Raw genomic sequence first — 13,686 nt, 5'->3', positions numbered from 1 at the left:
GCATAAATGGACAAAACACAGTCATACATTCAAACCAACAAGGATCGTTTTTTGAACGAACTCATTGACTTACTAAAAATTCCTTCTATATCAGCGGATCCCGCTTATTCAAAAGATGTACACGCAACAGCAGATGCAGTAGCAGAATCACTTCGTAAGGCAGGTGCCGATGTTGTAGAGGTTTGCCCAACCGCAGGGTATCCGATTGTTTACGGAGAAAAAATAATTAACCCGGAACTGCCAACCGTGTTGGTATACGGACATTATGATGTTCAACCGGCTGATCCGATCGAACTTTGGGACTCCCCTCCGTTCGAACCCGTTATCAAAAAAACAGCCATTCATCCGGAAGGAGCAATTTTTGCCCGTGGAGCCTGTGATGACAAAGGACAGATGTACATGCATGTAAAGGCTTTTGAAGCGATGGTAGCTTCAGGGGAACTTTCCTGCAATGTGAAATTTATGATCGAAGGAGAGGAGGAAGTAGGGAGTTCTAATCTGGCCATTTTTGTAAAAGAAAATAAAGAGAAACTTAAGGCAGATGTCATTCTTGTTTCTGATACCGGAATTCTGAGTAACGACACACCTTCTATTACAACAGGATTGCGTGGATTAAGTTATGTTGAAGTCGAAGTAACTGGCCCCAATCGCGACCTTCACTCCGGTTTGTATGGAGGAGCTGTTGCAAACCCTGTCAATATCCTTTGTCAGATGATTGCATCACTGCATGACGAGAATAATCATATTACCATTCCCGGTTTTTATGATAAGGTCGATGAATTATCCCGTGACGAACGTGACGAAATGGGGCGTGCGCCTTTTAGTCATGAAAAATACTGTGAGGCACTGGATATTGCAGACACACACGGAGAGAAAGGATACACAACCATGGAACGTGCTTCTATTCGACCAACGTTGGACGTAAACGGAATCTGGGGAGGTTATACCGGTGAGGGAGCAAAAACAGTAATTGCGTCTAAAGCATACGCTAAAATCTCTATGCGGCTAGTTCCCAGACAGGTGTCAGATGAAATCACTGAGCTTTTCCAAAAACATTTCGAGTCTATTGCTCCAAAAAGTGTAAAAGTGAAAGTTAAACCACATCACGGTGGAGAAGCTGCAGTAACACCTATTGACTCTGAAGAATATAAAGCCGCTTCGATGGCCATGGAAAAAGGATTTGGTAAAAAACCTATTCCGATCAGAAGTGGGGGAAGTATTCCTATTGTTGCCCTGTTTGAAAAAGAGCTTGGTTTAAAAACAATGTTAATGGGCTTTGGACTAGACAGTGACGCGATCCATTCTCCCAATGAGCATTACGGTGTTTTCAATTATTTCAAAGGAATTGAAACTATTCCGTATTTCTATCATTATTACAGTGAACTTAAGAAATAAAATATGATGCGATCTCTTTTTATCCTGTTGCTTACAGCCCCTTTATTTGTTAGTTGTTTCTCGTATAAAGATGTCAGCTTTAAAGGTGTTGAGAACTACAAAATCGGAAAGATTCAGGATGGTGAATTATCCTTCGGGTTTGATGTTAAACTGGAAAATCCGAATAAATACAACATCAAGATAAAACCAACCGATTTACAGGTTTTTATTGGTGACAGGGAATTAGGAATTGCGCGACTGGATAAGAAGCTGAAAATAAAGAAAAACAGTTCGGCTTCTTATCCTGTTATGATCAATGCCCGGCTAAAAAATCTGGCTGGAGCAGGAATGGGAGCTATCCTTGAGCTCGCCACAAAAAAGTCGGCGGATGTGAGGATCAAAGGACCTGTTAAAGGTAGTGTACATGGATTTACACGAAAAATGGAAATTGACGAAACCCGATCTATAGATCTCAGTAAATTCAATATCCCTTTTTTTAATTAAATGTCTTTGTTGAACCGTCTGATACTTTTTTCCCTTTTCGCCTTTCTTCTGCAAGGGTGTTATGTGCTCTTTCCCAAGAAGTACTATCGAAAAGCGGTTGAAAAAGCACCTTACGATGCAATTATCGTTCCCGGTTATCCTTACAATGAAGAAGATACCACCTGGAACAGAATCATTCAAGCGCGTCTGCTGTGGTCTACATGGCTGTATAAAAAGGGAATCACAAAACGCATTATTTATTCCGGATCCGATGTACATTCACCTTATGTAGAAGCCCTATACATGGCACAATACGGAAAAGCTCTTGGAATACCCGAACAAGCGATTCTTCTGGACACACTAGCTGAACACAGTTCTGAAAATGTCTTCTACGGCTTTCTTCTTGCAAAAGAAAAGGGATTCGAGAAAATTGCCCTGGCCACTGATCCTTTTCAGGCAGGTATGATGCGCCCTGTGCGTCGAAGAGTCAAAAGGATCTTTAAACACAAAGTAGATCACATCCCTATCATTTTTGATACAATTAAAATGATTGACACAGTTCCGCATCCGATAATTGATCCTTCTCCGGCTTATCGCAGCAATCATGTTTCTTTAAAAGAAAGAGAAGGTTTTTTTAAACGGTTAAGCGGAACGCTGGGAATGAAAATCAACTGGAAAAAATACAGGAAAGAAGAACGTAAAAAACGAAAAGAGAGGAAAAATGACGAAGGATAAACATAAACACACAAACGCGCTCATTCATGAATCTTCTCCCTACTTATTACAACATGCTCACAACCCGGTAAACTGGGTAAACTGGTCAGAATCTGCCTTTGAAAAGGCAAAAGAAGAAAATAAACTGGTGCTGATCAGTGTGGGATATTCTTCCTGTCACTGGTGTCATGTGATGGAAAAAGAATCATTTGAAGATGAAGAAGTGGCAGCCTATATGAATATGCATTTTATCTGCATCAAAGTCGATCGGGAAGAACGACCGGATGTTGACCAGGTATATATGAATGCTGTTCAACTGATGACCCAACGCGGGGGATGGCCACTAAACTGTTTTGCCCTTCCCGATGGACGCCCCATATATGGAGGAACTTATTTTCCGCAAGAACAATGGTTACATGTACTCCGAAGTCTGGTTCATACCTACACGACTGATCCACAACGCGTAGAAGAATATGCCCGAACCTTAAAAGAAGGAATAGAACAAAGCGAATTAATTGAAGTTAAAACAACCGTATCTCAATTCGAAGAAGAGCGTTTACATGAGCTTGTTACTCGTTGGAAACACCAGTTTGATGACGATGAAGGCGGAGCAAACCGGGCTCCTAAATTTCCGCTTCCCAATAATTATAGATTTTTACTTCGCTATGCCATGAAGTATGAAGATCCGCGCGTTAAACGTCACGCATTGCTGACGCTTACCAAAATGGCACAGGGGGGTATTTATGATCAGATCGGTGGTGGTTTTGCACGCTATTCTGTTGACACATTGTGGAAAGTTCCACATTTTGAAAAAATGCTCTATGATAACGCACAGCTGTTATCCTTATATGCAGATGGCTACAAACTCACGCAAGACCCGGAATATTTACAGGTAATTCGTCAGACCGTTACATGGTTAAAACGGGAAATGCTGGACCCATCGGGATCCTTTTACTCCGCACTTGATGCCGATAGCGAAGGAGAGGAAGGAAAATATTACGTTTGGTCTGAGCAGGAGCTAAAAGAGCTTTTACGGGATGATTATACCTGGTTCGCCGATTTGTTTGAAGTAGAAAATGAAGGTATTTGGGAAGAAGATAAATCTATCTTACTTCGAAAGCAATCTTTGGCTCAATTCGCTCAAAAATCTGATCAGACAATTGAAGCAATGACAGAAAACGTAAACCGTGCTTTTGACATACTTCTGCAAGCACGCACAAAACGTATTCCTCCCGGATTGGATGATAAATCCCTTACATCCTGGAATGCCATGCTTATTTCCGGACTTTGTGACGCCTACTCTGTAACTGGTGATCCTGAATACGTACAACTCGCAATGAATTGTGCAGAATGGATTAAAAACAGTCAGACGAAAGAAGAAGGAACACTTTGGCATACCTGGAAAAACGGACGATCAAGTATTGACGGTTTTCTGGAAGATTATGCGTTTGTAATCAGTGCCTGGATTTCACTGTATACAGTAACATTCGATGAACAATGGCTTCTCGCTGCAAAAGCATTAACAGAAACGACCATTGAACAGTTCGAAGATGAAAAGTCCGGAATGTTTTTCTTTACGGACAAAGACTCCGAACTAATTGTCCGAAAAATGGAAATCAATGACAATGTGATCCCCTCCACGAATTCACAAATGGCAAACAATCTCTTCCTGCTCGGTAAATACTTCTCACAGGACGAATGGACAGACAAAGCCAAACAAATGCTTGCGAATGTGTATGACGGAATGGAAGATTACGGATCCGGATATAGTAACTGGGCCTGGTTACTGATGAATTTTTCCACTCCTTTCTATGAAACAGTTATTGGAGGAAAGGATTGGAAGTCTTCCCTTTCGGAATGGAATTTGTATTACATCCCTGAATCAATTGTATGCGGAGGAAACCAACAGGGAGAACTGGAAATCACGGTCGGGAAACTGGAAACAGATAAAAACAAGTGGTACGTTTGCGAAAACAAAAGTTGCCAGGCGCCCGTCTCTAGTTTTGATGAAGCATTCAGAAGTATTAAAACTCCTCAATAATTCACGCTGCAATTCGTTTATAAAGAAAAGTACATGAAAGTAATCATCACATTACTATCCCTATTTGTCTGGTATACCGGAGTTGCTCAATTGCTCAATAATAGCAAAGGAGAAGCATTTACTGATGAACCTTTTTTTAATATTGAAAATGTCCGTGCCAATAAAATAAAACGCATATCAGGGCAGTATTCCACAAAGAAGATAAATGATCAGATCCGTCCCGGGAAATTAATTTATGTCTATGAATTTGATGAAGAAGGACGATTAACTCAGAAATATGAAACCGTCGAAGTAAAAGGAGGAATTGATACCGTTGTGACCCAATACGAATATAACCCTAAAGGATTTCTCCATGTCAAACGCAGAACAGACAACAGTGGGTTTTATGCCTATGTATTTGAATACGATGAATCAGGACGTGTTATCCGGGAAGAGTTTCGCAGAGATATGAATAAGTCCGGCAGCAAAGTAAATTTCTTACGTGACAAGCAATTCTTAATCACTTATGAAACGTCAACATATGAAAACTATCCGGGACAAGAAAAACGAACGTATTACAACAGTTACGGAAAGCCTTTTCAGGAAAAGTTCTCCTATTACAATGATGACAACTATCTATTGGAAGAGCTTGAAAAGCTAAAGGTTACTTCTGGTCAGAAAAAAACGACTTATGCCTACAATGCAAAAGGACTATTGGCCGAAATGACAACGACAAGTTCTGTAATGGGTAATTCGGAAGTGACGTATAAATTCACATACGATGAAAATAACAATTTGATCTCGAAGGAAATCCACAGAAACGGAAAATATACAACAGAAATTCAGGTTATTTACAACGAAAAAACGGGTTTAATCAGTGCTATTCTCGTTCGTCAGGTATCCACAAACTTTATAACTATCCTCCGTCTGGACGCGTATGAATTTTACGACTAAAGTGCGAGATTGAGTGTAACAAAAAAGGTAACCAGAGCAAAAAACACCCAAAACGAAAAATAATTCAGGTTGTCCTTCGTCAGTTTAAGGTAAATTGTATTCACCCCCAAAGCAATGACAAACCAGCAGATGAAGTTGAAAACAGGAATTTCATTATCTTCCCAATGCCAGAAATCCATCAAATGGGCTATTGGTTCAATAAGAATATCTATACCTACCATCAATGTCGCAGAAAGAAAAACCCGTACATAAAAGTTTTTTACCAGCACTCTGCTCATCTCGCAGGAGATGGAAGACAGTAAAGCCCAATTGACGCCAATAATTAAAGGTACTCCCCACAATTTTGGTCCTAAGTTACTTCCATACGCATATTCACCAAATAGCAGGCTTGTATGTACCCCAATCCACTCTACTGCTATTCCTGTCCCAAATGCAACGAAAAAAGCCAACAGCGTGGCTCTATTCAATTTGTAGAATGAAAAGGCCAACAGAAAAAAAGTCAGGGATAAATGATAAAAAGTGAGATTCAGAAATGAATCCTGATAGGGAGACAGAATACCAACAAGTCCAACAGAATATGTAATCAGTAGAACACCTACCATTACCTTAATTCTATGTCTGATGAGTAAATCTGCCATATCAGTGAAGTTAATTCAAAATACGTAACAACGCAAGTGGCATATTGTTCAACAAAAAATCCCTGCCGTAAACGACAGGGATTTTTCTTATAAGGAAAATACTTTTTATCCTTCCGCTTCTGCTTCTTCTTCCGCAGATTTCTTTTTCGCACCACGTGCCATTTTCACAGAAACTACAACTGCGTTAGCAGGATCCAAAAGCTGGACCCCCGGGATCTCTACGTGCTTAACACGAATAGCATCACCAATTTCCAACTTCGAAATATCCAAAGTGATATCAGCAGGCATATCTTTTGGAAGACCAGCTAATTTCAACTTACGGAAAACCTGTTGCAATTTACCCCCTGAAGTAACCCCAGGTGCAATTCCTTTGATACGAACCGGCAAACTAATTTTTACTGGCTTATTTTCATCCAACTCAAGGAAATCAACGTGGATAATATCATCCGTTAAAGGATTTTGTTGCACTTCCTGAATGATCGCTTGTGACTTTCTTCCGTTGATATCCAAATCTACTTTGTACACCTCTGGTGTATAAATCAATTTGTCTACCTGTACTGCCTCAGCAGAAAAATGTACCTGCTCTCCGCTTCCGTACAATACACATGGAACAAGACCAGCACTTCTAAGTGCTTTAGCATCTTTTTTCCCTACGTTCTCTCTCGGAGAACCGCTCAACGATACTACTTTCATTTGTTTATGATTTATGATATAATAAAATGCGAACTAATTGACTGGTTATTTACCAATCTTCTGATTACGTCTGCGAATAGCTCCGATGTCGAAAGAACACGGATTTTATCGCTCTTCTCTTTTAACGGAATAGTATCCGTAACAATGAGCTCTGTAAGACTTGAGGCATTGATTCTGTCATACGCCGGTCCGGAAAGAACCGCATGTGTACAGAAAGCCCGAACACTTTTTGCTCCCCTGCTCATAAACAAGTCAGCTGCTTTTGTAAGTGTTCCTGCCGTATCACACATGTCATCTACCAGAATAACATCTTTTCCCGTTACATCACCAATCACCGTCATTTCAGCAACTTCGTTTGCCTTTTTACGGTGTTTATGACAAATTGCCAGACCCGTATCTAATTTCTTAGCGTATGAATTGGCTCTTTTAGCTCCTCCTGCATCAGGAGCAGCAAGAATCAGGTTACCCGTATTCAATTTCTGAATCTCTTCATAAAACAGAGTGGAAGCATACAAATGATCAACAGGCACTTCAAAGAATCCCTGAATCTGATCAGCATGTAAGTCCATAGTCATGATTCGATTTACTCCCGCTGCCATAAGCATATTAGCAACTAGTTTTGCTCCTATGGCAACTCTTGGTTTGTCTTTCCGATCCTGTCGGGCAAACCCAAAGTAAGGAATTACTGCAATAATCTTACGCGCCGAAGCACGCTTTGCAGCGTCAATCATCAAAAGAAGTTCAAATAAATTTTCAGTCGGAGGCATTGTTGACTGTACAATAAATACATCCTGACCTCTTACTGTTTCTTCAAAAGAAGGCTGGAATTCGCCATCTGAAAAATCTGTAACCGTAACTTTCCCGAGTGACACACCATACGATTCCGCAATCTTTGATGCGATATCACTGGAGGCCCGACCTGTAAATATTTTTACTCCAATTGACACAACCTAAACTTTTTGAGGAGGCAAAGGTACCTCTAATTTTACTAATTTCTTACTTTTTCCTGCAAAAAAGTACAAACGACTTATTCCAAAATAAGCTGTTGAATCTTCGGAATAGGACCTGTACATTTTACCTGATGACACTCAATACAGGATGCCACTGCTTTATTATACAGGTCTTCTGCCTGCTCAGGATTTGCATAAATAGCACGTTGAGATTCAAGAAATGACTCAGCATGGGTTATAAAAAACTCATCTTTCACATGACCTTCTGTCATTGCCGCTTCTAAAATTCTTTCGAAACTCTCCGGAAACTCCCCCAAATCTTCACCTGCACTTATGCGTTCCTTCAATTGCATATTGATATGATGCATCTGTCGCATCAGAGATGCCATCTCAGAGCTTTCGTGCATTTCAAACTTCTTCTTCTCTCGCTTGGGCTCTGCTGTTTGCTCCGGCTGTTGTTCATGACAGCTCACTAGCCCTCCAACAAATACAAGAAAGATAAAACCGAATAATTTCATTACTCTTTTATTAAAACACCATCCGCCAGAAATCCGTATGTGATCTCAGGTTCTGTTATTGCATCAATTTCCTCCTGAGCAAGACCTTCGTCCTCCGCATAATGTTTGAGTTCATTAACAGAAGTTACCGAAATAAACGCTTTCCCATTTATGATCGCTTCCGATTCTGCTGCATTCAAAGGCATAAAGAAACCATAATCTTTAAACCGTACAAAAGCTACTTCCTCATCATTCAGATCAACATTCATCCAGCATCCCTTTTTCTGGCAAACATTATAGATAGTTGCCGTAAATTTGGCATCAATCGTATCTCCTTCTTCTAATTCCTGATACGTTGCATACATTTCGTCAGCCGACACAGCGCCTTCTGCAGTTATTGTATCTCCAAAAACAGCATAACTAACCTGCTCTTCACTAATCTCCTGCTCCTTTTCAGGCGCTTTTTTCTCTCCACATCCTACTAATAAAACTGACATTGCAAAAACAGAGAATCCTGTTTTCTTAAGAATTGTATTCATAAGGTATAATTTCTTCAATTGCAGGCACAAAACTAGTGATTTCTGCTACAGTCAGCAAATGTAGTATGTAATTTATAATCAATATAAAACAAAAACACCATCTGATTTTTCAGATGGTGTTTCCTTCTATTTTGTATCTTATTAGAGTTTTCTTGCTACCTCTACTTCTTCGAAAGCTTCGATAATATCTCCTTCTGCAATATCATTGTATCTGTCGATATTCAATCCACACTCGTAACCATGTTTTACTTCTTTAACATCATCCTTAAAGCGTTTCAATGAACCAAGTGTTCCTGTATGCTGAACGATTCCGTCGCGAATAACACGGATTTTCGAATTACGTTTGATAATTCCTTCAAGTACAAAACATCCTGCAATGGTTCCCACTTTAGAGATTTTAAATGTTTCTCTAACTTCTGCAGAACCAATAACCTGCTCTTCAATTTCCGGAGACAACATCCCTTCCATCGCAGCTTTGATTTCATCAATAGCTTTGTAAATGATCGAATAAATACGGATATCGATTTGTTCTCCCTCAGCAAGTTTCTTCGCACCACCCGTAGGTCGTACCTGGAATCCGACAATGATAGCGTCTGAAGCAGATGCAAGGTTTACATCATTTTCAGTAATTGCTCCAACTCCTTTGTGTACAATATTCACCTGGATCTGGTCGGTAGAAAGTTTCAGTAATGAGTCAGAAAGTGCCTCTATAGATCCATCCACGTCTCCTTTAACAATCAGGTTCAATTCTTTGAAGTCGCCAATCGCCAAACGACGACCAATCTCATCAAGTGTAATATGTTTCTGAGTTCGCAGACCTTGTTCTCTGTACAATTGTTCACGTTTTGTAGCAATCGATCTTGCTTCACGTTCATCATCCATGATATAGAACTTATCCCCTGCACTTGGCGCACCATTAATACCTAAGATAGATACCGGTACAGCCGGTCCAGCTTCTTTAAGGTTCTTTCCATGCTCATTGTGCATCGCACGAACCCTACCTGCATAACGTCCGGCAAGAATAATATCTCCGATTTTCAACGTTCCGGCTTCCACTAACATGTTTGTAACATATCCTCTTCCTTTGTCAAGTGAGGATTCAATCACTGTTCCCACAGCATTCTTATTCGGGTTCGCCTTAAGGTCTAATAACTCTGCCTCAAGCAATACTTTTTCAAGTAGTTCATCAATGTACAACCCTTGTTTTGCAGAAATTTCCTGACACTGGTATTTACCACCCCATTCTTCTACAAGAATATTCATTTGTGAAAGTTGCTCACGAATTTTGTCCGGATTTGCTGTAGGCTTATCCACCTTGTTAATAGCAAAAATCATCGGAACACCTGCTGCCTGAGCGTGAGCGATTGCCTCTTTCGTCTGAGGCATCACATCATCGTCCGCCGCAACAATAATTATCGCAATATCCGTAACCTGAGCACCCCTTGCACGCATCGCTGTAAAGGCCTCGTGACCCGGAGTATCAAGGAAAGTGATTCGTTTACCATTTTCCAGTGTTACAGAATAAGCACCGATGTGCTGGGTAATTCCCCCTGCCTCACCGGCAATTACGTCTGCATTACGGATTCTATCCAATAAAGATGTCTTACCGTGGTCAACGTGTCCCATTACAGTAACAATCGGAGCACGAGGTAAAAGATCTTCATCTTTATCTTCCTGTACAGGAATTGCTTCCTGCACCTCTGCACTTACAAATTCAACCTCAAAACCAAACTCATCGGCAACGATAGCAATTGTTTCTGCATCCAGACGCTGGTTAATAGAAACAAAAATTCCTAACGACATACATGCCGAGATAACCTGCGTTGGTTGCACATCCATCATCGAAGCTAATTCCGACACGGTAACGAACTCTGTCAGCTTAAGGATTCCTGATTCAAGCTCAGCTTCCATTGCTTCACGCTCACGTTTCTGAGCACGTTCGTCTCTTTTCGATCGGCGGATTTTAGCTGCTTTAGACTTACCAGTCCCCGAAAGACGCGCTAGCGTTTCTTTGATTTCTTTTTGGATATCCTCTTCAGAAACCTGTGGTTTCACTACCGGCTTTTTACCTTTTTTGGTTACCTGAGCTCCGCCACCACCACCTTGACCGGCACGATCAACGTTTACTTTCTTAATTCGTTTACGCTTCTTTTTATCCGCGTTATCTTTCGAACGATCAACTTTTGTTCTTGGTTTTTCCGTCGGAAGTTCAATTTTTCCAACTACTGTAGGACCGGAAAGCTTATCTGTCTTCGCCTTAATTGTTTCAATTTTCTTCTCCGGCTCTTCTTTCTTCTTTTCCGTCTCTTTAGGTTTCTCTACTACAATCGATTTTTCTTCTTTCGCTGCAGGTTTCACCTCTTCTTTCGGCTCCTCTTCCTGTTTTACTTTTTCTTCAGCAGGTGCAGCCTCTGGCTTATCTGCTTTTTTCTTCTTATCAGGACGTGTTTTCGTATTGATTTTATCAAGATCAATTTTTCCAACAACAGAGACCTTTACTTCACCATCACCGATGGTGTTTTTATCCTCCTTCGGCTCCGGCTCTTTTTCCTCTTCCTTCGGTTCTTCTTTTGCCGGCTGCTCTTCTTTCTCTTCTTCTTTTTCCTTCGCTACAGCTACAGGCTTAGGATCTGACAAAGGAGCTTTAAAAGCATCGATATTTATCTCTACTTCTTCTTCCGTTTCCTCTTCCTTTTTATCCTGCTCTTTAGCATCACGAAGTGAAATCGTTTCCTTTTTCTCCTTCACTAAAGAGGCCTGCTTTGACTTCTCTTTAACAGATTGGTCAGCAGCATACTGATCAGAAAGCAGTTCATAGACGTCTCCTTCTATCTTGGTGTTCGGGTTTGAATCAATACTGATCCCCTTACCAGACAGGAATTCCACTATGGTGTTCACACCTACGTTCAGCTCTTTTGCTACTTGTCTTAATCTTAATACTTTTCCGGCCATAAAACAGTCCTTCAATTATTTTTTTGAGTTCTCACTCGTAAATTTTCGTGTTAAAGGTAGTCGGGTTAATTCAATTATTCAAATTCTGCACGCAGAATTCTAACCACTTCCTTAACCGTCTCTTCCTCAAGATCCGTACGACTCACCAAATCCTGAACATTCAATTCAAGAACTGATTTTGCCGTGTCACAACCGATAGCTTTCAATTCATCGAGAATCCATCCATCGATTTCATCTGCAAATTCTTCCAAATCAACATCCTCAACATCCTCAGCACCCTCACGGTATACATCGATCTCGTATCCTGTCAATTTACCTGCCAGCTTAATATTATGCCCTCCTCGACCAATCGCAAGAGAAACCTGATCCGGCTTTAGATAAACATTTGCACGCGCTTCCTCTTCAAGAATTTCAACCGAAGAAATTTTAGCAGGGGAAAGTGCACGCTGAATAAATAAGATCGGGTTACTTGTGTAATTGATAACATCAATATTCTCGTTTCTCAACTCACGCACAATACCATGGATACGCGCACCTTTCATTCCGACACAAGCTCCAACCGGATCAATTCTGTCATCATAGGATTCAACCGCAACTTTCGCTCTCTCTCCCGGTTCACGCACGATTTTCTTGATTGTAATCAATCCGTCAAACACCTCCGGCACTTCCAACTCAAACAAACGCTCAAGGAACTCAGGCGCCGTACGTGAAAGGATAATAACCGGACTACTATTACGCATATCTACTTTTGCTACAACAGCCCGAACCGTTTCTCCTTTTTTGAAGTAATCCGAAGGAATTTGTTCTGATTTCGGAAGGATCAACTCATTTCCTTCATCATCCAGAACAAGCACCTCTTTTTTCCATACCTGGTATACTTCTCCTGTAATGATCTCACCGATACGTTCTTTATACTTCGCATAGATATGATCTTTTTCAAGTTCAAGAATACGTGAGATAAGGTTCTGGCGCAGCGACAAAATATTTCTTCGACCAAAGTCCATAAACTTCAACTCTTCAGAAACTTCTTCCCCAACTTCAAAGTCAGGCTCTATTTTTATTGCTTCGGAATATGCAATCTCTGTATTTGCATCTTCAACCTCACCGTCCGGAACAATCTCTCTGTTACGCCAGATTTCAAGATCCCCTTTATCAATATTAATAATGATATCTATATGATCGTCCGTACCATATTTTTTACGCAACATTGAACGAAAAACGTCCTCAAGGACATTCATCATTGTTACACGGTCAATGCTTTTAAATTCTTTAAACTCCGAAAATGATTCAATCAAGTTTAAGCTATCCATCGCTTAATTATTTAAATGATATAACAACTTTTGCTTCTTTTATATCAGCATATTTCAATGGAATGTCTTCCACGATCAGCTCCTTTTTTTTCTTTCCTTCTATTCGTTCCTTACGACTTGTTTGCAAAACAATACCTTCTGCATCCGCCTCCGTTAAAACACCTTCCACTTTATCCCCTGAAACTGTTTTAACTTTTAATTCCCGACCTATATTCTTCGGATACTGTTTCAAAACCCGCAAAGGCTTATCCAACCCGGCAGAAGAAACAGAAAGTTCAAAATCCTGTTCCTCCCGATCCAGATTGTGTTCAATGTTCCTTGAAACCCGCACACAATCATCAATCGACACACCACCTGTTTCCGAATCAATTTCAAGAGAGATTACATTCGTATCACTAATACGCAAATCCACTATAAACAGACCTTTATCAAGCTCCGCCATCCGTTCTTCTGCCAATGCAGTTATTTTCTCTCTATCCAGCATTCTTTTGACAATAAAAGAGGGGACTTTCGTCCCCTCATTTGTTCAAACAATAAATGATGGTGCAAATATAGTCAATTA

13 protein-coding genes are annotated in these 13,686 nt (G+C 40.5%); 5 read left to right on the top strand and 8 right to left on the bottom strand.

Features of this window, described 5'->3' with window-relative positions; all coding sequences use genetic code 11:
- Window positions 1-6: 6 nt before the first annotated feature.
- From ABDZ97_RS02950 to ABDZ97_RS02930, 5 genes are read left to right on the top strand one after another with little or no spacing between them, the layout of a single operon-like run.
- A complete protein-coding gene (locus tag ABDZ97_RS02950; protein ID WP_343784938.1) occupies window positions 7-1,395 on the top strand; it encodes a dipeptidase in 1,389 nt (462 codons plus the stop codon).
- 3 nt (window positions 1,396-1,398) lie between these two features.
- The gene (locus ABDZ97_RS02945; RefSeq protein ID WP_343784936.1) at window positions 1,399-1,878 is read left to right on the top strand and encodes an LEA type 2 family protein; all 480 of its coding nucleotides are present in this window, start codon (window positions 1,399-1,401) and stop codon (window positions 1,876-1,878) included.
- A 9-nt stretch (window positions 1,879-1,887) separates the two neighbouring features.
- Entirely contained in the window at window positions 1,888-2,592 is a 705-nt protein-coding gene (locus ABDZ97_RS02940; protein WP_343784934.1) for a YdcF family protein, read from the top strand.
- Complete coding sequence (locus ABDZ97_RS02935) at window positions 2,579-4,612, top strand: thioredoxin domain-containing protein (RefSeq protein WP_343784932.1); 2,034 nt, start codon at window positions 2,579-2,581, stop codon at window positions 4,610-4,612. The genes ABDZ97_RS02940 and ABDZ97_RS02935 overlap by 14 nt, the downstream gene beginning before the upstream one ends.
- 33 nt (window positions 4,613-4,645) lie before the next feature.
- Window positions 4,646-5,545, top strand: coding sequence for a hypothetical protein (locus tag ABDZ97_RS02930; protein WP_343784930.1), 900 nt, complete (start codon window positions 4,646-4,648; stop codon window positions 5,543-5,545).
- Here ABDZ97_RS02930 and ABDZ97_RS02925 read toward each other — a convergent pair.
- From ABDZ97_RS02925 to rimP, 8 genes are all read right to left on the bottom strand, one after another.
- Complete coding sequence (locus ABDZ97_RS02925; protein WP_343784928.1) at window positions 5,542-6,183, bottom strand: carotenoid biosynthesis protein; 642 nt, start codon at window positions 6,181-6,183, stop codon at window positions 5,542-5,544. The two genes, ABDZ97_RS02930 and ABDZ97_RS02925, sit on opposite strands and share 4 nt — an antisense overlap.
- Before the next feature lie 105 nt (window positions 6,184-6,288).
- Entirely contained in the window at window positions 6,289-6,876 is a 588-nt protein-coding gene (locus ABDZ97_RS02920; protein ID WP_343784926.1) for a 50S ribosomal protein L25/general stress protein Ctc, read from the bottom strand.
- An 11-nt stretch (window positions 6,877-6,887) separates the two neighbouring features.
- Window positions 6,888-7,823 (bottom strand): ribose-phosphate pyrophosphokinase, encoded by a 936-nt coding sequence (locus ABDZ97_RS02915; RefSeq protein ID WP_343784924.1) that lies wholly within the window; start codon window positions 7,821-7,823, stop codon window positions 6,888-6,890.
- 80 nt (window positions 7,824-7,903) lie between these two features.
- Complete coding sequence (locus ABDZ97_RS02910) at window positions 7,904-8,344, bottom strand: hypothetical protein (protein ID WP_343784922.1); 441 nt, start codon at window positions 8,342-8,344, stop codon at window positions 7,904-7,906.
- Window positions 8,344-8,862 (bottom strand): DUF4920 domain-containing protein, encoded by a 519-nt coding sequence (locus ABDZ97_RS02905; RefSeq protein WP_343784920.1) that lies wholly within the window; start codon window positions 8,860-8,862, stop codon window positions 8,344-8,346. The genes ABDZ97_RS02910 and ABDZ97_RS02905 overlap by 1 nt, the downstream gene beginning before the upstream one ends.
- A gap of 141 nt (window positions 8,863-9,003) precedes the next feature.
- A complete protein-coding gene (gene infB, locus ABDZ97_RS02900) occupies window positions 9,004-11,814 on the bottom strand; it encodes a translation initiation factor IF-2 (RefSeq protein WP_343784917.1) in 2,811 nt (936 codons plus the stop codon).
- A 74-nt stretch (window positions 11,815-11,888) separates the two neighbouring features.
- Window positions 11,889-13,124, bottom strand: a complete 1,236-nt coding sequence (gene nusA / locus ABDZ97_RS02895) for a transcription termination factor NusA (RefSeq protein ID WP_343784915.1) — start codon at window positions 13,122-13,124, stop codon at window positions 11,889-11,891.
- A 7-nt stretch (window positions 13,125-13,131) separates the two neighbouring features.
- Window positions 13,132-13,608 carry a ribosome assembly cofactor RimP gene (gene rimP / locus ABDZ97_RS02890; RefSeq protein WP_343784913.1) on the bottom strand — a complete coding sequence of 159 codons (477 nt, stop codon included), beginning with the start codon at window positions 13,606-13,608 and terminating at the stop codon, window positions 13,132-13,134.
- Window positions 13,609-13,686: the final 78 nt, after the last annotated feature.

It is taken from the genome of Wandonia haliotis (assembly GCF_039523435.1).
Taxonomy (GTDB): domain Bacteria; phylum Bacteroidota; class Bacteroidia; order Flavobacteriales_D; family Crocinitomicaceae; genus Wandonia; species Wandonia haliotis.
Note: the sequence above shows the minus strand (reverse complement) of the source record. Positions and strands in the feature narration are given on the sequence as shown.